The organism is Selenomonas ruminantium AC2024, assembly GCF_000687995.1.
Lineage (GTDB): Bacteria > Bacillota > Negativicutes > Selenomonadales > Selenomonadaceae > Selenomonas_A > Selenomonas_A ruminantium_B.
On record NZ_JIAC01000001.1, the window covers coordinates 2,450,538 to 2,474,199 of the forward strand.

A 23,662-nucleotide genomic window follows, 5' to 3' on the forward strand; every position below is an offset into this window, starting at 1 on the left:
TAAAAGCAAGAACAACTCGTTATAATCAATACGTAATCATTCAAAAAGCCAAAGGGGATTGATGAAAAATGATGAAACTGAGCAAGAAAAAAATTCTGGCCTGCGCGCTGGCCGCTTCCATGAGCTGGGGATTTGCTTATCATGCAGACGCTGCCACCCGCAGCGAAATCGCCGCCATCCATGTGGAAAAGGCCAAGGACTTCAAATATTGGAGTGACAACGCACCGGCTAAGAAGCAGCTCATTGAATATGTGCAGGACGTTACCAACAAGAAGAGCCCCAACTACATTCCGGTTGAAGACCGCATTGCCGTCTTCGACTGTGACGGCACTCTGATGTGCGAAACGGCGCCCTTCTACTTCGACTGGATGCTCTGCCTCCACCGCATGCAGAACGACCCGACTTATAAACCCTCTGCCGAAGAAAAGAAACTGGCGCAGGAATTTGCCACCGCCATTGCCAATCACAAAGTCACCGACGAAATGGATGAGCTGAAAAACAACAAGATTTTCCCGAAAATCTTTGCCGGCATGACGCCGGAAGCTTATCAGGCTTACGTGGACAAATACATGAAGAACAGTAATGTGCAGGGCCTCACCAACCTCAAGACCGGTGAAGCCTTCTATCTGCCCATGGCCGAAGTGGTTTCCTATCTGGACAAGCATAACTTCACCGTCTATGTCGTGTCCGGCTGCGAGCGTGATACCGTCCGCACCTTGGTCAAGGACATCATGCCCATCCAGCCCAACCATGTGATTGGCTCTGACCACAGCTACCGCATGGAAAAACAGCCGGAAAATGTTCGGGCTGACTTCTATCAGTACACGCCTGGCGACAAACTGGTACGAGGCGACAAGCTCGTCGGCATCAATGTCAAGAGCAACAAGGTTGTCCTCATTCACCGCGAAATCGGCAAGAAACCAGTCCTGGCCTTCGGCAACAGCTCCGGTGATGCCAGCATGTTCGACTACACCATCACGGACAACAAGTACAAGGCTGCTGCCTTCACCCTGCTCTGCGACGATACGGAACGCGAGCTGGGCAACAAGGCCAAAGCAGACAAGATGAAAGCCTCCGCTCAAAAACACGGCTGGACTTCCATCTCCATGAAGGACGACTTCAAAACCATCTATGGCGACAACGTAAAACGTTCGAAATAAAGCAAGATGAAAAATCATTCGATTTTTCATCAGCCCTTACACGAAATCTAAGCGATTCTACGCCTTGCAGGCTTGACTCGCAAAGATTTTGTAGTAAAAACTTCCCCAATGAAAAGAGGATGTGGCGAAATCACTTCGTTCACATCCTCTTTTATTATAAAATCATTTATCCGTCAACGCCTGGTGCAGGGCTTCCTGCATGCAGCTCAGGTCCGGCTCAATGCCAGTCCACATTTTCAGCGCCGCAGCTCCCTGCCCGGCCAGCATTTCCTCGCCATTCACCGTCTTATGGCCATGCTCACGGGCTTCCCGCAGGAAGCGTGTCTCTGCCGGCGTATAGATGATGTCATAGACAAAAGCATCGGCTTTGACTTTTGACCAGTCAACCGGCGGGCATTCCTCCACCTTGGGCGTCATACCCAAAGGCGTAGTGTTGACCAGAAGGTCTGCGGCTTGCAGCTTTTCAGCAAAAGCAGCATCTTCCCAATGGCAGACCGTCACCTTGCCATAAGCGGAAAACTCGTCTGCCAAGGGCTGGGCCTTGGCAGGATTGCGCACACCGAGCACCACTTCGCCGGCACCGGCCTTGATAAGCCCCCAGATAACGGCACGGGCCGCGCCGCCTGCCCCTAAGAGCACGGCCAGCTTATTTGACATGTCAATTTTACGGGAAACGAGTGCCCCCATAAAGCCCAGACAGTCCGTATTATACCCCGTCAATTTTCCCTTATCGTTGACCACGGTATTGACAGCCCCGATAATCTTCGCCGCCTCGTCAATCTCGTCCAGCAAGGGCATAATGGCGGACTTATGGGGAATGGTCACATTCCAGCCCCGATAATGCAAGGCTTTAAGTCCGGCCACCGCCGCCGGCAAATCCTCTGGCTGCACAGGCAGAGCTGTATAATTATAGTCAAGATTTGACTTGTCAATCGCTGCATTCTGCAGTACGGGCGACAGGGAATGGGCAATAGGCCAGCCGATAACGCCTAGGTTCTGGGTGGTTCCGGTAATCATCAGGCATGCTCCTCACGGGTTTTGGACAGAAGTTCCATCTTGAGCTCATAATAATCCGGTGTCATATCGAGATAATGACGGTGCGGATTTTCAAAGCGCTGCTCCTCTTCCCAAATCTCGCCATCGAGCTGTGCTTTTACATAGTCACGAATTTCATCGAGATTTGGCAGTTCTTCTACACGCTTGCCCTGACGCACATAGAGCTTGCGCAGGTTTTTGAGCGTGCAGTTTTCAAAGGTGCGATTCTTCCAAGGTTTCTGCGGGTCCACATAGCGGAAAGGCTCGCTCATGTCAATCGGCTCACCGCAGATGGCCATCATATCCGCCACAGCCTTGCCATCGGCATCATAGACACGGTACAAATCCTTCAGTCCCGGATTCGTAATCTTCTCCACGTTTTCCGAAACCTTGATGCGCGGCGCAAACTCACCGTTTTCCCCGACTGCCGCGAGTTTATAGACTGCACCAAACACCGGCTCGGACTTGGCCGTAATCAGGCGCTCGCCGATGCCGAAACTGTCAATGCAGGCACCCTGATTCAGCAGAGAAGCCACGGTGAATTCATCGAGGCTGTTGGACACGACAATCATGCAGTCCTCAAGGCCTGCCGCATCGAGCATCTTGCGGACTTTCTTGGAGAGATACGCCAGGTCACCGGAATCAATGCGGATGCCCTTGAGGCGTTTGCCCATGGGCTCTAAAATCTCATGCGCCACGCGGATGGCATTGGGAATGCCGGAGTGAATGACATCGTAAGTATCGACCAAGAGCACCGTGGCATCCGGATAGGTTTCTGCATAGGTCTTGAAGGCCGTGAACTCATCCCCGTAGAACATCACCCAGCTATGCGCCATCGTGCCGGAGATGGGAATGTTAAACATCTGACCGGCAGATACCGTAGCCGTTCCCACTACGCCGCCGATATAGGCCGCACGGGCACCATACGTTGCCGCATCCATGTTATGGGCACGGCGGGCACCGAAGTCTGACACCGCCCGGCCCTGCGCTGCTTTGACAATGCGGCGCGCTTTGGTCGCAATCAGCGACTGATGGTTAACCTGTGCCAGAATAGCCGTTTCCACCAGCTGGGCATCAATCAGCGGCGCTACGACCGTAATGCAGGGCTCGTTTGGATACATAATCGTGCCTTCGGGCATAGCATAGATATCCCCGCTGAAGTGGAAGTTTTCCAGATAGTTCAAGAACTCTTCCGAAAACATTTTCTGCTGACGGAAATACTCTACATCCTCCTTGGAGAACTCCATGTTCTCCACATACTCAATGACCTGCTCCAGCCCGGCAAAGATGGCAAAGCCCCCCTTGTCCGGATTGGCCCGGTAGAATACATCAAAGGCCACCTGTACATCTTTATCGTGGTCCTGAAAATAACCATTGGCCATGGTCATTTCATAGAAATCCATCATCATGGTTATATTGCGTTTATCAAACTGTGTCAAAAGGACACCTCCAGTATGCGGCAAAGCCGTTATCGATTAAATCATACCTTTGTATTATACCATTTTAAGACCAGGTAAGCAAAAGCAAAAAGCACATGTTCCTCGCGCAAAGGAACATGTGCTTTTCTAACGCTTATTTCACAACGATATTTACCAGTTTCTTGGGTACGCAGATAACCTTGACGATGGTCTTGCCTTCGGTGAGTTCTTTTGCCCTAGGCAGTTCCTTGACGGCTGCTTCCATGGCCGTCTTGTCGATGTCAGCCGGCAGGGTGATGCGGTCTCTTACCTTGCCGTTAATCTGCAGAACGATTTCGATTTCCGCAAGTTTCGTGGCTTCTTCTTCGTATTTCGGCCACTGCTGCTGATGAACACTGCCTTCGCCGAAGAGATTATGCCAGAGTTCCTCGGTGATATGCGGCGCAAAAGGAGCGAGCATCTTGATAAGTGCTGCGGCAAATTCTCTTGCCAGACCGGCATTGAGTTCCTTGTCCTGGAAGGCATAAGCGGCGTTCACAAGTTCCATAATGGAGGAAATCGCCGTATTGAACATGAAGCGGTCGCGAATGTCTTCGGTAACCTTCTTGATGGTTACATGGAGAACGCGGCGCAGTTCTTTTTCTTCCTTGGTCAGCGCGGACACATCATAGCTGTCCTTGCCAGCCTTGACCATATCTTCGAAGTGGTCGAGGATACGCCATACACGGCCCAGGAAGCGGAACGCGCCTTCTACGCCCTGGTCGCTCCACTCAAGGTCACGGTCAACCGGAGCGGCGAACAGGATGAAGAGTCTTGCCGTATCCGCACCGTATTTGCCGATGATTTCTTCCGGCGAAACCACATTGCCCTTGGACTTGCTCATCTTGGAGCCGTCTTTTAAGACCATGCCCTGCGTGAGCAGGTTGGCGAACGGTTCGTCAAAGTCTACGAGGCCGGCATCATGGAGCACCTTGGTGAAGAAACGGGAGTACAGGAGATGCAGGATGGCATGCTCAATACCGCCGATATACTGGTCAACGGGTGCCCAGTAGTTGACTTTATCTTTGGCAAAAGGTGCCTTATCGTTTTTCGGGTCGGTGTAGCGCAGGTAATACCAGGAGGAGCAGATAAAGGTGTCCATGGTATCCGTTTCGCGCTTGGCATCGGCACCGCACTTCGGGCACTTGCAGTTGACGAACGCTTCGCTCGTAGCGAGCGGAGACAGAGCGCCGCTGTCGAAAGAAACATCTTCCGGCAGTCTAACCGGCAAATCTTCTTCCGGCACGAGCACTTCGCCGCAGTGCGGGCAGTGGATAACCGGAATCGGTGCGCCCCAATAACGCTGACGGGAAATCAGCCAATCGCGCAGACGGTAGTTGACCTTGCGCTTACCAAAGCCCTGTGCTTCGGCTTCATCAATGATGCCGCTCATAGCCTTGTGGATTTCCATGCCCGTGAACTTACCGGAGTTGACCAGTACGCCGTCCTTATCCGTGTAGGCAGCGTCCATTTCCTCGAGTTTGAGTTCCTTGTCCTTCGGCTGCAAAGTCAGGATAATCGGCAGGTCATACTTCTTGGCAAACATCCAGTCGCGCTGGTCGCCGGAGGGCACACCCATAACGGCACCCGTACCATAGTCAGCCAGTACATAGTTGGTCACCCAAAGCTGTGCCTTGTTGCCGTTGAACGGATTGATGGCGTAAACGCCCGTGAAGATACCTTCTTTTTCCGATTCGCTGGAGGTACGCTCCATTTCGGACTGGTTGCGAACCTTGTCGCAGAACGCCTTGATTTCGGCGGCTTTCGGGTTGTTCTCGCAGATTTTTTCCACGAGCGGATTTTCGGCAGCCAGAGCCACGAAGGTGATACCATAAGCCGTATCGGGACGGGTCGTGTAGACGGAAAGCTTTTCATCCATGCCCTCTACAGGCATCTCGAATTCGAGGCCTTCGCTGCGGCCAATCCAGTTGTCCTGCATGGTCTTAACGCGTTCCGGCCAGCCCTTGAGCTTGTCGAGGTCTTTCAGGAGCACATCGGCATAGTCCGTGATTTTGAGGAACCACTGGGAGAGGTCTTTTTTCTGTACTTCGGAGTCGCAGCGCCAGCATTTGCCGTCGATAACCTGCTCATTGGCCAGTACCGTACCGCAGGTGTCGCACCAGTTAACGGAGGCCTTTTTCTTGTAAGCCAGGCCCTTCTTGTAGAAGAGTTCAAAGAGCCACTGCGTCCACTTGTAGTATTCCGGCGTGCAGGTGATGGCTTCTCTGTCCCAATCGTAGGACAGGCCCATGGAGCGCTGCTGGCGCTTCATGTTTTCGATATTGGAGAACGTCCAGTCCGAGGGTTTTACATTGTTCTTGATGGCGGCGTTTTCGGCCGGCATACCAAAGGAGTCAAAGCCCATGGGATGAAGCACATTGAAGCCCTCCATGGTCTTGTAGCGGGCCATAACATCACCGATGGAGTAGTTACGGACATGGCCCATATGCAAATTGCCCGAGGGGTACGGGAACATCTCCAGCGCGTAATATTTCGGGCGATTTTCGTCCATCTCCGTCTTAAAGGCAGCATCTTTTTCCCATTTATCCTGCCATTTTTTTTCTATCTCCTGGGGTGAGTATTTATCCAAAGCAATCTCCTCCTACGTTGTTTCACAATTAGATGTATTATAGCGCAATATTACAAAAATCGCAACCTATGCTTAGAGTTGTCCACTCTCAATTTCCTTTTGTCTTTCCTGTTCCTCCAGCCATCTGGCCCGCGCATCCTGATAAGTCTCGCAGGCCAGCGTAAAGCCCTTGCCGGACACTTCGGAAGTATCGGAGACAATCATAAAGGCCTGCGGGTCGTAATGGTCCACAATGGCCTTAACCCGGCTGACCTGTGTCAGCCGCACCACAATGAACAGCACTTCCTTATGCTCCCGGGCAAAGCCGCCCTTGCCTTCGAGATAAGTCACGCCGCGATGGACGTTTTCCATGATTTCCTGACAGATTTGCTCCGCTGCCGGAGACACGATAAAGATGGACTTTTCACGGTTAAGGCCTGCGGCTACACGATTGGTAAGCTCCGCCGTCACATAGATGGACACGAGCGTGTAAAGAGCTTCATCCATATTGAACATCCAAGCCGAGGCCATGACAATGACGAAGTTCATCACAAAGATGCAGGTTCCCATGTCCAGCGAGTAAAACTTCTTGGCCACGGCGCCCAGCACATCCAGGCCGCCGGTGTTGGCATTGGCCCGGAAGATGATACCAAAGCCGATACCGGCCATCACGCCGCCGAAGATGGCGTTGAGCATGCCATCCTGGGTGACATTCCAATCCACCATAAAGTGCGTGGCATCGAGAATAATCGAGAGCACCACCGTGCCCACAACAGTATCCCAGGCGTAAAGGCGGCCAAAGACCCGATAGGCCAGATACAAAATCGGCAGGTTGTAGACGATATTCTGCATACCGACAGGCAAATCGGTCAGATAGTAGATAATCAGCGCAATACCGCTGAGGCCCCCGGTCAGCAGATGGGCCGGGATGATAAAGAGATTGAAACCCAAACAGACAATCAGCGCCCCCAGGGTAATCTGCAGGTAGCGCTTGGCCTGTTTTGCAAATTCATTTCTCAACATACATTCATTCCTATAATTTATTTTCTTATATTACGGTAAAGAAATCCTGGGAGGACTGGTCGGCGATAACCTCCATCTGATACTCCGCCAGTTCCTCGGTCAGACGCTTCCGCAGGACTTCAACCACCGGGAATTCCGTGGCAAAATGGCCCGCATCAATCACATGCATGCCCAGTTCCACAGCCGTCTGTGCTTCGTGATACTTCACATCCCCCGTCACATAGACATCAGCCCCCATAAAGGCGGCCTTCTGGATGAATTCCGCGCCACTGCCGCTGCAAAGTGCCACCTTGCGCACAGGACGAGCCCCGGCGTGAACCAGCCGCACATGCTCGGCAGGCAGAGCCTCCCGCACCTGTTTGGCAAAATCTTCCACTGCCATGGGCACAGGCAGACTGCCGATACGGCCCAGACTTTCCACCGTGCCATCTTCCTGTTGGGAAGTTATCACGAACGTAGACAGCTTGCTCAGGCCAATGGCTTCTGCCAGTACATCATTGACACCGCCCACGGCAATATCAAGATTTGTATGGGCAGCGGCCACGGCAATATCATGCTTTAAGAGCTGCTGGAGTCTCGCCCCCAAGGGCAAATCCGTACGAATTTTTTTGAGGCCTTTGAATATCAGCGGATGATGGGCCACAATCATATTGGCCCCGGCCGCAATGGCCTGCTCCACTACGTTATCGCTGACATCAAGGCAGACGAGAATCTTGCGGATATCCTGATTGAATGCCCCCACGAGCAGACCGGGATTATCCCAATCCTCGGCCAGCCGCTTGGGCGCAATGCGCTCCAGAGCATCCATAACCACCTGGCATTTTACCATTTCAACCGTTCCTCCAATGCTCTCACCCGGCGTTTTATCTGGCCGAAGCGCTTATCGCCCTTGGCCCGTTCACTCTTTTCCATACCGCTGAGTATCCGCCGCTGCTGAAACAGCAGGGCCTCGATATGATGTCTTAAGAGCGGCGGTTTCTTCTGCCAAAGTTTTGGTCCCACCAGCAAATCAAGGCCCGACGGTTTCCTGCGGGAACCTTTTTCGGCTTTGATGATTTCATAGATACGGCCGTCATCAATGACCAGATTTTCATCCACGATATGCCAGTCATGTTCATAGAGCCATTCCCGCAGTTGCGGGGCACCATTCATGGGCTGGAGCACCAAGGTTTTAAGCTCTGCTGTGATTTCCGGGCTGGCCTCCAGGATGTTGTTCATCAGGATGCCGCCCATGCCGGCAATGCAGACGGTATCCACTTCACCAGGCTGCAGAACCTTCAGGCCATCACCTATGCGCACGGAAATCTGTTCTTCGCCGATGGCGTTTTCGTGGACGGTACGCTTCGCGGCTTCATAGGGGCCGCGATTCAAGTCACCGGCTACCACAAAATCGGCTTTGCCCTGCTGCAAAAGGGCAACGGCCAGATAACCATGGTCGGTGCCGATATCTGCAGCCCGGCTGCCTTCCGGCACGAAGTCAGCCAACGCCTGTAATCTGTCATCTAAATGCATAAGGATGCCTCCTTTTCATTGCAATAAGAAAAGGGTGCAACACAAGTTACACCCTTGATATTCATGGTCTTAGTCCAGGAAATCCTTGAGCTTGCGGCTGCGGCTGGGGTGACGAAGTTTCCGCAGCGCCTTGGCCTCAATCTGGCGGATACGCTCACGGGTAACGCCAAAGTTCTGGCCCACTTCTTCCAGCGTCCGTGCCCGGCCATCATCAAGGCCGAAACGCAGGCGCAGGACTTTTTCCTCACGCGGTGTCAAGGTATCGAGGACTTCTTCGAGCTGTTCCTTCAAAAGCATGAAGGAAGCGGCATCTGCCGGTGCCGGAGCATCCTGGTCTTCGATGAAGTCGCCCAGATGGGAATCTTCCTCTTCGCCGATTGGCGTTTCCAGGGATACCGGCTCCTGAGCGATTTTCATAATCTCGCGGACGCGTTCCACGCTGATGTCCATCTCCTTGGCGATTTCCTCCGGAGACGGTTCACGGCCCAGCTGCTGCAGGAGCTGGCGGGACACGCGAATCAGCTTGTTGATGGTTTCCACCATGTGCACCGGAATACGGATGGTACGGGCCTGGTCCGCAATGGCGCGGGTGATGGCCTGACGAATCCACCAGGTAGCATAGGTACTGAACTTATAGCCCTTGGTGTAATCGAATTTTTCTACGGCCTTGATAAGGCCCAGATTGCCTTCCTGAATTAAATCCAAGAACAACATGCCACGGCCCACATAACGCTTGGCGATGCTGACTACCAATCGCAGGTTAGCTTCCGCCAGACGCTTCTGGGCGATTTCGTCACCATCCTGCATGCGCTTGGCTAGCGCCACTTCTTCATCAGCCGTGAGCAGAGGTACGCGGCCGATTTCCTTGAGGTACATGCGAACGGGGTCATCAATGCTGATGCCTTCGGGAACGGAGAGGTCAATCTCCACTTCCTCCGTGTCCTTGTCGTCCACATCAATATCTTCATCCCCTACATCAGTAGTAGAGGAATCGTCTACGATTTCAATGCCCTGCTGGCTGAAGGTGTCATACATGCGGTCAATTTCATCAGGGGTCAGGTCTTCCTGCTGAAGAGCTTCCACAAGCTCTCCATATGTCAATGTACCACCGTTTTTATTTCCTTTGGACAAAAGATTTTCCACAATCTCCGAACTGTGGTTTTTACTTCCAGCCTCAGCCTGTGCGACTTTCCTCTTTTTCGCCTCAGCCATTCAGCATTCCCCTTTCCTCGACCTCGATGTTCGATACAAATTCATTCAAACTGTAATTCTTCCATTTCACTTTTTATTTTTTGCGCCTGATTGAGTTCTGCCACATAGGCACTATCCCCGGCCCGGGCAAGGCTTTCCGCCCGCTGGGAATGTTCGATATAGCACCTGTTCAAATAGGCCTTGCGCAAAACCCGCAATGCGTTATCATACGCTTCGGTTTCACTGAGAACGCCCAGTTCCTCCACCATGGCCCGGGATAATTCCGCCACAGCTTCCTCACTGAGTTTGCTATTTATCTCAGCATCATTAATTTTCTGCCCTTGGGCCGCTATCTCCTGCAAGATAAGCAAAATTTCCCGCTGGGAATTGTCGCCAATGCTTTCCAAAGGCACCATCGTGGCAAAATGCTGCAATATGCCGCTATCCTGCCAGGCCAGCCGGATAACAACCCGGCCTGCCCGCTGCAAGGCAGTATCGGTACGCCGCACAGCCTGCCTTATGGGCTCGCGTTGTGCGGGGCCACTGTCCTCCGGCAGAGACTGATGACCAAACCGCCGCAGCTCATCCCGCACAATGCCTTCATCAAGAAGCAGACTCTGAGCCAGCCGCTTGATGTACTCGCCCAGCACCGCCGGTTCCCGAATCCCGGTAAGCACCGGCAGCATGGCATGCAGGGCTTTGACCTTACCCTCCAACGTAGCATGGTCATAATTCTTCAGCACATACTGCAGACGGTATTCCACCAAAGGCAAAGCCTTCTTCACCAACTGCTGAAACGCTTCCGCGCCATGCTTGCGGATATACTCGTCTGGATCCTTGCCATCGGGCACCACAATGACCCGCACCGCAGCTCCGGTGCCCTGCACAATCGACAGCGCCCGGATGGTGGCCTTCTGCCCGGCATCATCACTGTCATAACAGAAGTAGATAGCCGGAGCATAGCGCAGCAAGAGCTTGCAATGCTCTGCCGTAAAGGCTGTGCCCAAGGATGCCACGACATTTTTGACCCCCGCACTGAACACGGAGATGGCATCCATATAGCCTTCCACCACAATGGCATAGCCTGCCTGTTTGATGGCCCGGTGCGCCCTGTCCAAACCGAACAGGATGCGCCGCTTATTAAAGAGCACGGTTTCGGGTGTATTCAGATACTTGGGTGTGCTGTCATCCAGTACCCGGCCGCCGAAGCCAACCACCCGGCCCCGCTCGTCGGCAATGGGAATCATGACGCGGTTGCGGAACCGGTCATAGATACCCCCGCCGTTTTGACGCTCGGCTGCCAGCCCCCCAGCCAGTAAAAATTCCTGCTTCACTCCACGCTTCAAAAAAGCGGTGGACAACTTATCCCAAGCCTGTGGGGCATAACCGAGCTTAAATTCTTCAATTGTCTCAGCCGAAATGGCCCGGCCTGCAAAATAAGCCTTCCCCGGCTCGCCCAGACGCGTCAGCGTCAGGCAGTTATGAAAGAAGTCCCGGGCCATCTCGTTAACCTTACGCAAGTCTGCAATTTCCCTGTCCCTGGCGATTTCCTGAGGCGTCTTCTGCCGTTGCGGCATAGGAATGCCCAGCTTCTCTGCCTGCAGCTTAATCGCTTCAAAATAGGAAATGTTTTCCATCAGGGATATGAACTTAAAGACATTTCCTCCGGCGTGGCAGCCAAAGCAATAGAAAAAGCCCTTGTCGGGAACCACAGAAAAAGAAGGGGTCTTTTCGCCATGAAAGGGGCAACAGCCCCAATACCTGTTTCCCTTGCGTTTCAAAGGAACATAGCTTTGCACAACTTGCAGGAGGTCGGACTGGGCAGTAACCTGCTCCACAAATTCATCCATATCCTCTCTGTGCATAAAAATCCCCTTACCTGCGTTGTTAATATAAAAGACACTTGTATACAATTCGCTACTTTTTTGCGATATCCTTCTTTTTTACAAAAATTTCTACATAAACTATAACATTTTTTGCATACAGTTCTTTTACATTATAGTATTCTACTCTGTTTGTCAATATCCTTTTTTATTTTTTTCTAAGGCACGGCCCATGGGAGGCATGAAAATTTCTTCAAACAGGGCCACTGCATAACTGTCGGTAAGCCCCGCCACATAGTCCGTGACAATCTTCTGCCGGCCCCAGCAGGGCTCCCTGTTAATGAATTCCTGCGGCAGCTGGTCAAAGTTCTCCAGGAAGTAATGGTAAAGCTCTCGCAGCACAAAGGAAGCCTGCTCACGCTCGCGGAAAAGTTTATCCGAGTGATAGATATGCGTGAACATAAATTCGCGGAATACATCCATTGCCTGCTTTATCACCGCCGACTGCAAAATATCATCCGCATCCTGAGAAGTGACAATCATATCCGCGACCATGCTCGTAATCATCTGGGAGGTATCGTGACCGAGCTTGTCATAAACCTCCTGCGGCAAATCGCCGGGCTTTAGGAGGCCTGCGCGCAGACTGTCATCATAGTCGTGACAGAGATAGGCAATGCGGTCTGCCGTGCGCACAATGCGCCCTTCCAAGGTCTGGGGCAGATTTTTCCCCGTGTGGTTCACAATGCCGTCCTTGACCTCATAGGTCAGATTGAGGCCCTGACCGCCACGCTCCAGGAATTCCACCACCCGCAGGCTCTGCTCGTTGTGGGTGAAGTGCCCCGTAAGCTCATCCATCACCGACTCACCGGCATGGCCGAAGGGCGTATGGCCCACATCATGGCCCAGAGCAATGGCTTCCGTCAAATCTTCATTGAGCCGCAGCCCTCGCGCAATGGTGCGGGAAATCTGGGAAACCTCCAGACTGTGGGTCATGCGGGTGCGGTAATGGTCACCGGCCACGATATAGACCTGGGTTTTATGTTTCAGGCGGCGAAAGGATTTAGAATGAAGAATCCTGTCCCGGTCACGCTGGAACTTCGTGCGGAAGGCGCACTCCTCCATGGGATATTTTCGCTTAGCTTCCCGGCTCTTGGCCGCAAAGGGCGAAAGGATTTGATACTCCTGTTCTTCAATTCTTTCTCTCACGTTCATCATCACGCCACCTCCATGTTCACATCTTATCTATAAGTATAACCCATTTAAGCAATTTTTGCCAAACAGACAATTTTGCGGTAAAATAAAAGCAAGCAATAAATAAAACAGGGAGTGATTTTATGAAATGTATACGCATACCCTTGTTGTTGATTGGTATGTTTTTCAGCCTGCTCACCCTCTGCTATGCCAAAGACATAGAAGGCGGGCACACCCTCAATGCCGACATGGCCAAAAGCAAGTATCAACCTGTGGTCAGCGCAGACCACAGCCAGTATAACGAAGACAATGGACTCTACGAACTCACCGGCAATGTCCGCATCCAATGCCAGGACCGGCTGATTACCGCCGCCAACGCCAAAATCAACGCCACTACCCTGCAGGTCTGGGCAGATGGCGGCACCGCCATCCATGAAGGCGAGCTGACCTTCACCGGCGATGCCCTGTATGCTGAACTGACCGAAAGCACCGCCTGGTTCTTCGGCACCCGCTGCGGCTGTGAGCGTCCCGGTCTGGCTATCCACAGCGACAACATGCGCTACAACTGGCAGACCCACATTGTGATTTTTGATGGCCATGTGCTCTGGGTGCAGAAAGGCAAGAGCAATACCTCCAGCCATTTGGAATTTGACCTCAATAAAAACGACGTCGTAAGATAGTACGCACCATTTTAGGTTCGTTTACATCGTAACGGAAAAGCCCGGTACAACTATTTCTTCCGCTTAGACAAGCTTGTCAAACGCTACAGAAATAGTTGTACCGGGCTTTTTTGTCAATTTCGAGGTATTTTACTTTTCATATTACTGCTAAAACCAAGCCCGCCCCGCTGATGATGTTTTCCCGCAGCTTTTGACAAGCCTGTCTATGGCGAAGGGAAAATATTATCAGCGGGGCGGGCGTCTTAGCATTACGATGTAATCTAAAAAATTATTCGCAGCTCATATCCACAACTTCACCCTTCTTCTCCTTGACCACTACCTCACGCTGGAATTCAAAACATTCATCAGCGATATCCTTGTTGAGCCACAGGAGGCAGATAAGGTTCGGGATAGCCATCAGGCCGTTCATGGTGTCGGAGAAGTTCCAGACCACTTCGAGCGCCGTGGTAGCACCTACGAAAGTCACAAGGCCGAAGAGGATGCGATAGCCCATGATGACGGGGCGCTTCTTAATCAGATATTCCAGCGCTTTTTCACCGTAGTATTCCCAACCCAGAATGGTGGAGAAGGCAAAGAGGCTCAAAGAAATCGAAATAATCAGCTTGCCGTAATCACCAAATACCGTGCTGAACGCTGCAATGGTGAGCTCAGCTCCGGAGAACAATTCACCAGTAGCCGGATTGATGGTGCCCAGCACACCGGAGGAACAAATCACAAGTCCCGTCAGCATGCAGACAATCATCGTATCGAAGAAGGTGCCCGTCATGTTAACGTAACCCTGACGGGAAGCATGGTCGGTCCGGGCTGCCGCTGCCGCAATCGGAGCAGAACCTAAGCCTGCCTCGTTGGAGAACACGCCGCGGGCCACACCCCAACGCATGGAGGTCAGCATGGACGCCACAATGGAGCCGCCTACACCACCGGCCACCGAATCAAAGGAAAAGGCCATGCGGAACATTTCTACAATACCGGCGGGCACAGCTGCGATATTGACCACAATCACGATGCCAGCTGTCACAAAATAGAATGCCGCCATTGCGGGAACGACCACGCTGGACACCTTGCCAATACTGCGAATGCCCCGAATGAGAACAGCCAGTGCCAAAACCATAATCACAGCACCAGTGACATAGCTGGGCACGCCATAACTATGGGACAGCGCCGCCGCAATGGAATTGGCCTGCGTCATGTTGCCGATGCCGAAAGAAGCCAATGTCACGAACAGCGCAAAGAGAAAGGCCAAGGTGCGGCCGGCAAACTTATTCTTGATGCCGTACTTCATGGCATACATGGGGCCGCCGGACATTTCACCTACAGAGTTGGTTTCCCGATACTTCACCGCCAGAACAGACTCTGCGTATTTCGTGGACAGGCCGAAGGCGGCGCTAATCCACATCCAGACCAGGGCACCAGGTCCCCCCAGTACCATGGCCGTGGCCACACCGACGATATTACCGGTACCCACCGTAGCCGACAAAGCTGTCATCAGAGACTGGAAGGGCGAGATATCGCCTTCATGCTCATCCCGATGACGGAAAATCATGCGAATGGCATAAACCAGATTGCGCCAAGGCAAGAAGTGCAGGCGCACCGTCAGGAAGATACCCGTTCCCACCAGCAGAGCCAGCATTACCGGCCCCCAGACAAAATTATTAATGTCCGCCATTAATGTTGCAAAATCCATAAATCCACACATCCCTTTTAAGCATAAGAAAACTCTTCTGCTGTAAAGCACGCAGAAGAGCGTCTTTCGTTGACGTCTATGTGTAGTATTATAATCGACTCTTGTTAAGTTGTAAATAAACGCGGCAAAAAATTCCCTTCTACATAAATGTATACATTTAACAGGAAAAACTTTTTCGGATGACGAATATCCTAATTAAGAAAACGAGGAGATGCCTATGAAGAAAAATTTTAGCAATCTTTATTTATTCCTTCCAACGGTCGCCCTCGCGGGTGGTATCGGTTATTACTGGCACACGACAGGCCTTGAGGACACGCTCGTGCTCAACGCAGCCGCGGCGGTTTTCATTGCCGCCCTGCCCTTGCCCTACATGCTGGGAAAAATTCTGCCCTATGCCCGCGGTGCCCGGCAGGCGAAAAAGCAGGACATCGAGCTTGCCAGCGACAGCCAGCTGCAGGAAATCAGCAACATTGATACTCTGATTTTGGCCCGCCATGGAGTTGTCACCGAAGGCCATCCCTATGTGGCCAACCTTTTTCCAGCAGGAGTCAGCCAAAACGCCCTGCTTTCCCTGGCCGCTTCGGCAGAAAAACAGGCCAACCATCCTTTGGGCAAAGCCATCTACGAAACCGCCAGCCAACGCGGTCTGCAGTTATTGGAGGCCAGCACCTTCACGGAAATTCCCGGCTGCGGCGTGGAAGCCATCGTGGGGCGCAACTCCCTGCGAGTGGGCAGCCTTGCCTGGCTCAAACGGGAAGGCATTGACATCAGCGCCGAGCTCGTCACCAAAAATGACCAACTGACCCAAAGAGGTCACAGTACCGTCTTCGTGGCCAACGGCAAATACTGCCGCGGCATCATCGCCATTGATGATGCCCTGTCCGAAGATACCTTAAAGGCCATTCGCAAATTACAGCGGCAAAAAATCCAGACCGTGATGCTGACCCGCGAGAACAAACGCACAGCTGCCGCCATTGGCAAGGAAGCCGGTATGAGCGCGGCTCACGGCCAGCTGACCACCGAAGGCAAGCTGCGGGAAATTCAACTGTTAAAGGCTAGAGGCACCGGTACAGCCATTGTGGACCGGGAAAAGGTCGATGACTCTCTGGCCAGTGCCGTAGATGCCGTCATCGAGCTGGCTCCGGTGAAGAACGAAAAGGATCCGCAGCCTGACCAACCGCTTCAGCGGCATAATCCCCATGCCATCTTCCTAAAAAGCGGCCTTCTCTGGGATTTTGCCGCCCTGCAGGAAATCGGCCAGCAGACCATCGCCCGCATCAAGCTCAACATCGCGATTTCTCTGGTCACCTTCGCGCTGGTGCTCCCGCTCGCCGCCGGAGCCCTCTATCCCTTCGGCCTCCCCTTCCTCCCCGCCTGGGGCGCATTGGCAGGCCAAGGACTGGCCCTGATACTGGTGACCGTCAACTCCCTACGCTGATTGACAAGTCAAATTTGACATGTCAACTCCCCTTGGAATCAACATATAGCAGCTTTTAGAACTATTGCTAATGAAAACAGCCCGGTGGCTGATGATTACTTTCCGTAGCGTTTGACAAGCCTGTCTAAGCGAAGGAAAGCAATTATCAGCCACCGGGCGTCTTACTGCCACGATGTAAACTTATGCTTTAACGTATAATGTTTTCACCTGGATGTTGACTTCATGCACAATCATCCCCGTCATAAACTCCACCGCATCCCGCACATCCTTCTGTGCCTGGGCCAGCAAAGTGGGAATATGATTGCCATACGTGAGCACAACCCCGCAGACGATTTTCAGCCCCAGGTCCTCATCACCCTGCATAAGATGTTTCACCTGCAGGCCATCGACCTTGGTAATGGCCTCGATTTTCTTCAACGCCGCACCGACAATGGACTTGATGGCCATATCGTCAATGGACAGCTTACCATAATAGCTGAATACCGGCCGCACAATGGACTTTTCGCCCAGACGGCGGCGCTTGGTAGATGACCGCTTGAACAGCGTCTGCAAGGGGTCAACCAGATAACCCGAAAAATGCGGTTTGAGCTCAATGGTGGGTACAGGAATGATATGCTTGCCCTCTTTCAGGCGGTGAAACTGGGCCATAGCCATTTCCTGTTTGGTTGCCACGTCCTCAATGTGAATGATTTTGGCAATCTGCGGCAGATGCAGCGCCTTGGCAATCTTAAACACCATGTTCTCCGAAGTGCCTAAAATTAAAATGCGGTGAGGCTTTGCCTCCTTGATGGCCGCCTGCACCTCTTCGGCATGTCCCGGCAGGACAAAAATCGCCCGCCGTACCGCCATGATTTTACTTTGTTCTTTCTTCGCGGAATGACCGCCCACTATCTTGCCGTCCTTAATCAGGATTCCATCATCGATAATGGCGTCCGCCTTATGCTTATGCGCCACAATCAGCGCGTGGTGACTTTTGCCGGTGCCGCTGGGCCCGACCAAAGCAATCACATCCATATACAGCTCTCCTGACTAACTATTAAACTTGCCTAAAGGACGATAAAAAGCCTCTGCCCACTTGTCCTCCATAGTGAATACGCCCACCTCCGAAGGATAGCGGGTCGGATAACCATGAAAATCGGAACCACCTGCAGGCAGCAGGTTAAACTCTTTGGCCATCATGTAATAACGGGCCGTATCATCAGCATCATGACGGGGATAGAATACCTCTATCCCCTCAATGCCGCGCTGACAGATATCCCGCACCAGCTCATCATCACCCACCAGCTTTGGATGGGCCAGAACCGGCGTACCGCCAGCGTCCTTGATGAGCGCAATGATTTCCTCCACTTCCAGATGGTAATGGGGCACATAAGCCGGCTTGCCCTTTTCGAGCACGGCCGCAAAGGCATCCCGCACAGAGGGAAAGAAGCCCTTCCGCACCAAAATCCGGGCAATATGGGAACGACTGATGGATTTGCTGGCACCAGCCAAAGTGAGCACTTCCGCTTCGGTAATAGGATAGCCCAATTCCTGCAGCTTGCCCACCATATCGCTGAAGCGTGTCCAGCGTGCCTCCGTTACATCATTCAGCTTATCAATCAAATCAGGATAATAAATATCCACATTATAGCCCAGAATATGAACTTCATGCACCGGATGATGGGCGCTGAATTCAATCCCCGGAATTAGATGTATCCCCCGCGTGGGGTATACTCCGTTCTCGTAGAGATAGCTCACCCCGTCCACCGTATCGTGGTCGGTGATGGCTATGTATTTGAGACCGGCAGCTTTTGCCGCTGCCACAAGCTCCTCCGGCGTAAGTTTTCCGTCTGAGAAGGTCGTGTGCATGTGCAAATCACTTGCCATTTATTGTCACTCCTATGCCGAATCAGCGACACTCAACGAGGTTCCACGATAAGCTTAATCGCCGTACGCTCTTCCCCCTCGATATTGATATCGGTAAAGGCCGGAATGCAGATGAGGTCAATGCCATGAGGAGCCACAAAACCGCGAGCAATGGCTACCGCCTTGACCGCCTGATTAAGGGCGCCGGCACCAATGGCCTGCATTTCTGCACTGGAATGCTCCCGGAGCACACCAGCCAATGCACCAGCTACTGAATTCGGATTCGATTTGGCAGATACTTTCAAGATTTCCATGACTTTACACGTCCTCTCTTGCAACAAAACTGCAACAATGTTCTACATTTTCCTATGACATATCTAACTGATACTAAGTTAGTATTCTGCACATAAGGAAAAATTCCTGCCATGAGAAAAAATCTTTAAAAGTAATGCCTGTTATTATTCTTTTATCAGGATGCGCTCCACATTGGTGGTGCGGTTCGTGCTGTCGTCAATGTCCACAATCAGCGCCGAGTACACCATGGGGCCGCTTTCCTCCAAGTCAAAACGGCAGGGCATGGCCGTGGTAAACTTCTGCAGAATGATTTCCGTCTTGACGCCCAGAATGGAATTCCAGGGCCCGACCATGCCCAAGTCGGTGATGTAGGCCGTACCCTGCGGCAGTATGCGCTCATCTGCCGTCTGGATATGGGTATGAGTGCCTACTACGGCATTGACCCGACCATCCAGATACCAGCCCATGGCCATCTTTTCCGAAGTGGTCTCCGCATGGAAGTCCAAAAAAATAACATCGCATTCCTTGTTGAGTTCCCGCAGGATTTCTTCAATCTTCTGGAACGGGCAGTCCAGTGCCGGCATAAAGGCCCGGCCCGAAAGATTTACCACGCCGATGTTCTTGGCCTTGAAGGGGTAGATGCAGTAGCCCTTGCCCGGCGTTCCCTCGGGATAGTTGGCTGGACGAATCAGGAAAGGCTCCTGGTCGATAAACTCAAAGACATCCTTCTTGTCCCAGACATGATTGCCGGAGGTGATGATGTCTGCCCCGCCATGGTAAAGACCATCCAGTGACTTTCTCGTATAGCCCTTGCCTCCGGCCGAATTCTCTCCGTTGACAATGACCACGTCAATATTCTTTTCGGCCTTGAGCTGGGCCGTGAATTTCTGAAACGCCTTGCGGCCGGGCTTGCCCACAACGTCCCCTGTCAGCATTACGCGCATATTTTACTCCTCTCAGCGGTTGTAGACCACAACCTTGTCCTTATCCCGCATACCAATCATCTTTTCGCGGATACGGCTGCTCTGAGCCATATCAAACATCTGGTCCAGTACATTGCTCTGCATGGTGGAAAAATCCGGCTCCAATGAATCCAATGTGTGTACATCAATCTGCAGGTCGTCACCGAATTTGTCACAGAACAACTCTGCCAATAAGTCCAGCTCGCCCCGCAGCATGGTGGCCAGCTGACGGCGCACGTGCACCGTCATGCGGGAGCCGTTGACATCAGCGTCCAGCGCCAGCCACACAGGGCCGCTGCCATGCAAATCATGATAGGTCTGCACGCTCTTGTCCACCAGATTGGCAAATTCTTCCATTTCCTCATGGGCAATCTTCTTCTTCACCACAAAGTCCAGAGTTATCTCCGTATCCTGCGGCTCATAGGCCACGGCATAGAGTTCGGGATAACATACGAGCATCGAGGCCAGCAGCTGTACCCCGGTGTTCATTTCCTTGCGGCTGCCGGAAGTTTTCCCACTAAGATTAAATCCTAACATAGTCGATTCCTCTCATGTACGAAGAGGGCGCAAGGCTCACGCCCTGCACCCTCCTAACATGCGCTTTCACATTATTTTGCATAATCGACGACGCGGGTCTCACGGATAATCGTGGCCTTAATCTGACCAGGATATTCGAGTTCGTCTTCGATTTTCTTGACAATGTTATGAGCCAAAGCTGCTGCTTCAGCATCGTCCACCTTGTCCGGTTTAACCATTACGCGGATTTCGCGGCCTGCCTGAATGGCAAAGCAGCGCTCAACACCGTCGTAGGACTCGGCGATTTCCTCCAGGCTCTTAAGGCGCTTGAGGTAGGATTCCAGGCTTTCACGGCGGGCACCGGGACGGGCTGCCGATACTGCATCAGCGGCTGCGACAAGCACTGCTTCAACGCTGGTAGCTTCCACATCACCATGATGGGCGGCAATGCAGTTGATGACGTCCTTGGACTCCCGGAACTTGCGGGCGATATCCGCACCAATGGTGGTGTGGCTGCCTTCCACTTCATGGTCAATGGACTTGCCGATGTCGTGGAGGAGACCGCCGCGCTTGGCCAGCGTAACATCACAGCCCAGTTCAGAAGCCATGACACCAGCCAGATGGGAAACCTCAATGGAATGATTCAGCACATTCTGCCCGTAGCTTGTACGGTAACGCAGACGGCCCAGAAGCTTGATAAGCTCCGGATGGATACCGTGCACACCGGTATCGAAGGTTGCCTGTTCACCGGCTTCCTTGATGCGCATATCCACTTCCCGCTTGGCTTTTTCCACCATTTCTTCGATGCGGGCAGGATGGATACGGCCGTCCTGAATGAGCTTTTCGAGTGCGATACGGGCGGTTTCGCGGCGTACCGGGTCAAAGCCCGACAGGATAACGGCTTCCGGCGTATCATCGATGATGAGGTCAATGCCCGTCAGCGTTTCGAGCGTCCGGATATTGCGGCCCTCACGGCCGATGATGCGGCCTTTCATCTCATCGTTGGGCAGGGCCACCACGGATACGGTGGTTTCTGCCACATGGTCAGCGGCGCAGCGCTGGATGGCCTGGCTCAGGATATCCCGGGCCTTCTTGTCGGACTCATCCTTAATCTGCTGCTCGTACTCTTTGATTTTCATGGCCTTTTCGTGCTTCAGTTCTTCCTCGGCTTCGGCCATGAGCATTACCCTTGCTTCTTCAGCAGTCAGGCTGGAAATGCGTTCCAGTTCCGATTTCTGCTGTTCGTGCATCTCATCAATCGCCTGCTGGGTCTTGTCGATGCGGGCCTCCTTGCGGGAAAGGCTCTCTTCTTTCTTCTCCAGAGAATCCAGCTTGCGGTCAAGATTTTCTTCTTTCTGTACTACGCGGCGTTCCTGACGCTGAAGTTCGCTGCGACGTTCTTTCGTCTCACGGTCAAGTTCCTGACGCTGGCGATGGATTTCTTCCTTCGCTTCGAGCAGGGCTTCCTTCTTCTTCGTCTCGCCTTTTTCTTCCGCGTCCGCTACAATGCGTTTTGCTTCTTCTTCAGCGGAGCCAATCTGGGCTTCAGCCGTGCGCTTGCGCATGGTATAGCCTAAGCCGGCACCGATGACTGCTGCGATTATTACCGCTACTACTATTTCGATAACGATAATACTCACCCCCTTGTTACTTATTTGCGTTCATGCATGATTTATTTGTCTGGATAGTTCTTCAACTATACCCTACTATTTTAATGTTTTTCTCCATAAGTGTCAAGAAATCCTAGCCAAAACGACCTAAATGAAGTAGAATGAATAAGGTATTGATTTTTGGACTTATTTGGGGGTAATGATATGTTGAAATGCTCAGAGTGCCAGCGCGATTTGCCGGAAAAAGAGGCACTTGTGAATAAAAACGAAGAAGGAGAACAGCGGATTATCTGTCCCGAGTGCTTTCAGAAGCTCACCGGCGTGGATTACAAGACGTTTGCCTTCCGCAAGGAAAATGCCAAGCAGACCTTCTGGGCTGTGCTCTTCTGTCTGGGCGCTACGGTTTACGCCTTTATGGAGAAAGGCGTAGAGTGGGGTATCGGCGGCATTGTGCTGACGGTGCTGGTTTACTTGTTCTCCAGCAAAGTAAAATAACTGCGAATTACAGTTTACATCGTGGTGCTAAGACGCCCGGTGGTTGGTAATATACATCACCAGCCACCGGGCTTTACTTTTACACCATCACTTAATGATATCCTTGAACTCCTCCGCACTCACCTGGAAGGTATCCAAAATGGCTTTGCTGCTCATGGTGCCGCTTTCGTAGAGTTTCTTTAGGATGACTTTTCTGGCCTCCTCCATGCCTTTGGCATATCCTTCATCATAGAGAGGCGGCTGCAGTCCCTGTTCGGCATTGCGCGTGTTGAGTCCACCGAGCAGGGTGTTTCTTATCTGCACATCCGGCTTCTTCCAAAGTGCATCCCGGTCCACCATTCTAGTGGGCATAATCTTATTCTTGAGCTGATAGTCGCCGTCCGCGAGCATCTGCCAGGTTTCATCGGCAGGCCAGGATTTTTTGAGGCACCGCTCCACGTTGAGCCGGTCGCTTTTCTGATAGAACTTCTTGGCCGCTTCCATGGTGCTGCCGCCGGCAATCTTGCGGCGAATCAGACGCTCTTTCAAATCCTGCGGCTCGGCGCTGACAAAGAGACTGTAGTCGGCAAAGGAGCGGACATTCTGCCACTTGTCCTCGCCTAAGAGCAGCCAGTTGCCCTCCAAAATCACGATGGGCCGCTTCACCGTCACCATATCCTCCAGCACATCATGGATGGTCCTATCGTAAATTGGCCAGCGCACATTGTTCTTGCGCGCATCCGTCAATTTGCCCATGAGCTTTTCCACGGCAAACGTCTCAGGCGCTCCCTTGATGGCACTTAGGGGAATCACTTTGCCATCCCGTTCAATGCTATGGGATGCCAGATACGAATTGGGATAATGAAAACCATCCAACCCCAGAGCCTGCACCGGCACGATTTCCTCATCGGTATTGGACAGCCGCTCCAGAAACAAAGCCAACGTGGACTTGCCTACGCCCGGCGGCGCCGCTAGAAAAACAATCATCCGCCGGCCCAATTTTTGCTGCATCTTGCTCATGCGCCGCAAAAAGGGCAGGAACAATGTGTCAATGGTTGCCTGATTGTACTGTACTTTATGCGCCAGGCCGTTAATCATCAGCCTGCAGGTGCGCCAAACTTTATCATTCATCATCTTGCCTCCCTGCCTTTCTCTAAACAGAATAACAGTCTTTCCCTGACTGTGCAAGCTAAGCCTC

At 52.4% G+C, this 23,662-nt stretch carries 21 protein-coding genes; 4 read left to right on the forward strand and 17 right to left on the reverse strand.

Translation table 11 applies throughout. The features are described 5' to 3' along the window. Positions 1 to 68: 68 nt before the first annotated feature. A complete protein-coding gene (locus tag P157_RS0111710; protein ID WP_026761155.1) occupies positions 69 to 1,160 on the forward strand; it encodes a haloacid dehalogenase-like hydrolase in 1,092 nt (363 codons plus the stop codon). A 162-nt stretch (positions 1,161 to 1,322) separates the two neighbouring features. Here P157_RS0111710 and P157_RS0111715 read toward each other — a convergent pair whose 3' ends face one another. The 9 genes from P157_RS0111715 to P157_RS0111760 form a co-directional block, all read right to left on the reverse strand. Beyond that, a complete protein-coding gene (locus tag P157_RS0111715) occupies positions 1,323 to 2,177 on the reverse strand; it encodes a shikimate dehydrogenase (RefSeq protein ID WP_026761156.1) in 855 nt (284 codons plus the stop codon). Beyond that, positions 2,177 to 3,634, reverse strand: coding sequence for a nicotinate phosphoribosyltransferase (locus P157_RS0111720; protein ID WP_026761157.1), 1,458 nt, complete (start codon positions 3,632 to 3,634; stop codon positions 2,177 to 2,179). Before P157_RS0111720 ends, P157_RS0111715 begins: the two co-directional genes overlap by 1 nt. 133 nt (positions 3,635 to 3,767) lie before the next feature. Next, a complete protein-coding gene (leuS, locus tag P157_RS0111725; RefSeq protein WP_026761158.1) occupies positions 3,768 to 6,242 on the reverse strand; it encodes a leucine--tRNA ligase in 2,475 nt (824 codons plus the stop codon). Between the two features lie 72 nt (positions 6,243 to 6,314). Further along, positions 6,315 to 7,244 (reverse strand): YitT family protein, encoded by a 930-nt coding sequence (locus P157_RS0111730; RefSeq protein WP_026761159.1) that lies wholly within the window; start codon positions 7,242 to 7,244, stop codon positions 6,315 to 6,317. Between the two features lie 25 nt (positions 7,245 to 7,269). Next, positions 7,270 to 8,073: a Nif3-like dinuclear metal center hexameric protein gene (locus tag P157_RS0111735; protein ID WP_026761160.1), complete on the reverse strand. Its 804-nt coding sequence runs from the start codon at positions 8,071 to 8,073 to the stop codon at positions 7,270 to 7,272. After that, positions 8,067 to 8,756, reverse strand: a complete 690-nt coding sequence (locus P157_RS0111740; protein ID WP_026761161.1) for a tRNA (adenine(22)-N(1))-methyltransferase — start codon at positions 8,754 to 8,756, stop codon at positions 8,067 to 8,069. Before P157_RS0111740 ends, P157_RS0111735 begins: the two co-directional genes overlap by 7 nt. Positions 8,757 to 8,825: 69 nt before the next feature. After that, positions 8,826 to 9,968, reverse strand: a complete 1,143-nt coding sequence (gene rpoD, locus P157_RS0111745; protein ID WP_026761162.1) for an RNA polymerase sigma factor RpoD — start codon at positions 9,966 to 9,968, stop codon at positions 8,826 to 8,828. 41 nt (positions 9,969 to 10,009) lie between these two features. After that, the gene (dnaG, locus tag P157_RS0111750; protein WP_026761163.1) at positions 10,010 to 11,812 is read right to left on the reverse strand and encodes a DNA primase; all 1,803 of its coding nucleotides are present in this window, start codon (positions 11,810 to 11,812) and stop codon (positions 10,010 to 10,012) included. Between the two features lie 153 nt (positions 11,813 to 11,965). Then, entirely contained in the window at positions 11,966 to 12,982 is a 1,017-nt protein-coding gene (locus tag P157_RS0111760) for a deoxyguanosinetriphosphate triphosphohydrolase (protein WP_026761164.1), read from the reverse strand. A gap of 122 nt (positions 12,983 to 13,104) precedes the next feature. Here P157_RS0111760 and P157_RS0111765 point away from each other — a divergent pair, with 122 nt between their 5' ends. Beyond that, positions 13,105 to 13,641, forward strand: a complete 537-nt coding sequence (locus tag P157_RS0111765; protein ID WP_026761165.1) for an LptA/OstA family protein — start codon at positions 13,105 to 13,107, stop codon at positions 13,639 to 13,641. A 268-nt stretch (positions 13,642 to 13,909) separates the two neighbouring features. Here P157_RS0111765 and P157_RS0111770 read toward each other — a convergent pair whose 3' ends face one another. Continuing rightward, positions 13,910 to 15,325 (reverse strand): alanine/glycine:cation symporter family protein, encoded by a 1,416-nt coding sequence (locus P157_RS0111770; protein ID WP_026761166.1) that lies wholly within the window; start codon positions 15,323 to 15,325, stop codon positions 13,910 to 13,912. 217 nt (positions 15,326 to 15,542) lie between these two features. Here P157_RS0111770 and P157_RS14550 point away from each other — a divergent pair, with 217 nt between their 5' ends. Then, positions 15,543 to 16,763 carry an HAD family hydrolase gene (locus P157_RS14550; protein ID WP_051598617.1) on the forward strand — a complete coding sequence of 407 codons (1,221 nt, stop codon included), beginning with the start codon at positions 15,543 to 15,545 and terminating at the stop codon, positions 16,761 to 16,763. Between the two features lie 180 nt (positions 16,764 to 16,943). Here the strand turns inward: P157_RS14550 and P157_RS0111780 are convergent, their stop codons facing one another. The 6 genes from P157_RS0111780 to rny form a co-directional block, all read right to left on the reverse strand. Continuing rightward, a complete protein-coding gene (locus tag P157_RS0111780; protein ID WP_026761167.1) occupies positions 16,944 to 17,777 on the reverse strand; it encodes an Asp23/Gls24 family envelope stress response protein in 834 nt (277 codons plus the stop codon). Between the two features lie 15 nt (positions 17,778 to 17,792). After that, positions 17,793 to 18,629: a PHP domain-containing protein gene (locus P157_RS0111785; protein WP_026761168.1), complete on the reverse strand. Its 837-nt coding sequence runs from the start codon at positions 18,627 to 18,629 to the stop codon at positions 17,793 to 17,795. A gap of 32 nt (positions 18,630 to 18,661) precedes the next feature. Next, positions 18,662 to 18,922 (reverse strand): stage V sporulation protein S, encoded by a 261-nt coding sequence (locus P157_RS0111790; RefSeq protein ID WP_014423788.1) that lies wholly within the window; start codon positions 18,920 to 18,922, stop codon positions 18,662 to 18,664. Positions 18,923 to 19,066: 144 nt separating this feature from the next. Next, positions 19,067 to 19,846 carry a TIGR00282 family metallophosphoesterase gene (locus P157_RS0111795; RefSeq protein WP_026761169.1) on the reverse strand — a complete coding sequence of 260 codons (780 nt, stop codon included), beginning with the start codon at positions 19,844 to 19,846 and terminating at the stop codon, positions 19,067 to 19,069. A 12-nt stretch (positions 19,847 to 19,858) separates the two neighbouring features. Beyond that, positions 19,859 to 20,401: a hypothetical protein gene (locus tag P157_RS0111800; RefSeq protein WP_026761170.1), complete on the reverse strand. Its 543-nt coding sequence runs from the start codon at positions 20,399 to 20,401 to the stop codon at positions 19,859 to 19,861. Between the two features lie 71 nt (positions 20,402 to 20,472). Then, the gene (rny, locus tag P157_RS0111805) at positions 20,473 to 22,020 is read right to left on the reverse strand and encodes a ribonuclease Y (protein WP_026761171.1); all 1,548 of its coding nucleotides are present in this window, start codon (positions 22,018 to 22,020) and stop codon (positions 20,473 to 20,475) included. Positions 22,021 to 22,194: 174 nt separating this feature from the next. On the opposite strand from rny, the gene P157_RS0111810 reads away from it, so the two are divergent. Next, positions 22,195 to 22,485 carry a hypothetical protein gene (locus tag P157_RS0111810; protein WP_026761172.1) on the forward strand — a complete coding sequence of 97 codons (291 nt, stop codon included), beginning with the start codon at positions 22,195 to 22,197 and terminating at the stop codon, positions 22,483 to 22,485. An 87-nt stretch (positions 22,486 to 22,572) separates the two neighbouring features. On the opposite strand, the gene P157_RS14555 is transcribed toward P157_RS0111810, so the two are convergent. Next, positions 22,573 to 23,598: a nucleoside/nucleotide kinase family protein gene (locus tag P157_RS14555; protein WP_230578484.1), complete on the reverse strand. Its 1,026-nt coding sequence runs from the start codon at positions 23,596 to 23,598 to the stop codon at positions 22,573 to 22,575. Positions 23,599 to 23,662 lie beyond the last annotated feature (64 nt).

Coding starts and splice junctions, on each gene's coding strand:
- P157_RS0111710 (WP_026761155.1), top strand. CDS start 69: ATGATGAAACTGAGCAAGAAAAAAATTCTGGCCTGCGCGCTGGCCGCT.
- P157_RS0111715 (WP_026761156.1), bottom strand. CDS start 2,177: ATGATTACCGGAACCACCCAGAACCTAGGCGTTATCGGCTGGCCTATT.
- P157_RS0111730 (WP_026761159.1), bottom strand. CDS start 7,244: ATGTTGAGAAATGAATTTGCAAAACAGGCCAAGCGCTACCTGCAGATT.
- P157_RS0111735 (WP_026761160.1), bottom strand. CDS start 8,073: ATGGTAAAATGCCAGGTGGTTATGGATGCTCTGGAGCGCATTGCGCCC.
- P157_RS0111740 (WP_026761161.1), bottom strand. CDS start 8,756: ATGCATTTAGATGACAGATTACAGGCGTTGGCTGACTTCGTGCCGGAA.
- rpoD (WP_026761162.1), bottom strand. CDS start 9,968: ATGGCTGAGGCGAAAAAGAGGAAAGTCGCACAGGCTGAGGCTGGAAGT.
- dnaG (WP_026761163.1), bottom strand. CDS start 11,812: ATGCACAGAGAGGATATGGATGAATTTGTGGAGCAGGTTACTGCCCAG.
- P157_RS0111760 (WP_026761164.1), bottom strand. CDS start 12,982: ATGAACGTGAGAGAAAGAATTGAAGAACAGGAGTATCAAATCCTTTCG.
- P157_RS0111765 (WP_026761165.1), top strand. CDS start 13,105: ATGAAATGTATACGCATACCCTTGTTGTTGATTGGTATGTTTTTCAGC.
- P157_RS0111770 (WP_026761166.1), bottom strand. CDS start 15,325: ATGGATTTTGCAACATTAATGGCGGACATTAATAATTTTGTCTGGGGG.
- P157_RS14550 (WP_051598617.1), top strand. CDS start 15,543: ATGAAGAAAAATTTTAGCAATCTTTATTTATTCCTTCCAACGGTCGCC.
- P157_RS0111780 (WP_026761167.1), bottom strand. CDS start 17,777: ATGGATGTGATTGCTTTGGTCGGGCCCAGCGGCACCGGCAAAAGTCAC.
- P157_RS0111785 (WP_026761168.1), bottom strand. CDS start 18,629: ATGGCAAGTGATTTGCACATGCACACGACCTTCTCAGACGGAAAACTT.
- P157_RS0111790 (WP_014423788.1), bottom strand. CDS start 18,922: ATGGAAATCTTGAAAGTATCTGCCAAATCGAATCCGAATTCAGTAGCT.
- P157_RS0111795 (WP_026761169.1), bottom strand. CDS start 19,846: ATGCGCGTAATGCTGACAGGGGACGTTGTGGGCAAGCCCGGCCGCAAG.
- P157_RS0111800 (WP_026761170.1), bottom strand. CDS start 20,401: ATGTTAGGATTTAATCTTAGTGGGAAAACTTCCGGCAGCCGCAAGGAA.
- P157_RS0111810 (WP_026761172.1), top strand. CDS start 22,195: ATGTTGAAATGCTCAGAGTGCCAGCGCGATTTGCCGGAAAAAGAGGCA.
- P157_RS14555 (WP_230578484.1), bottom strand. CDS start 23,598: ATGATGAATGATAAAGTTTGGCGCACCTGCAGGCTGATGATTAACGGC.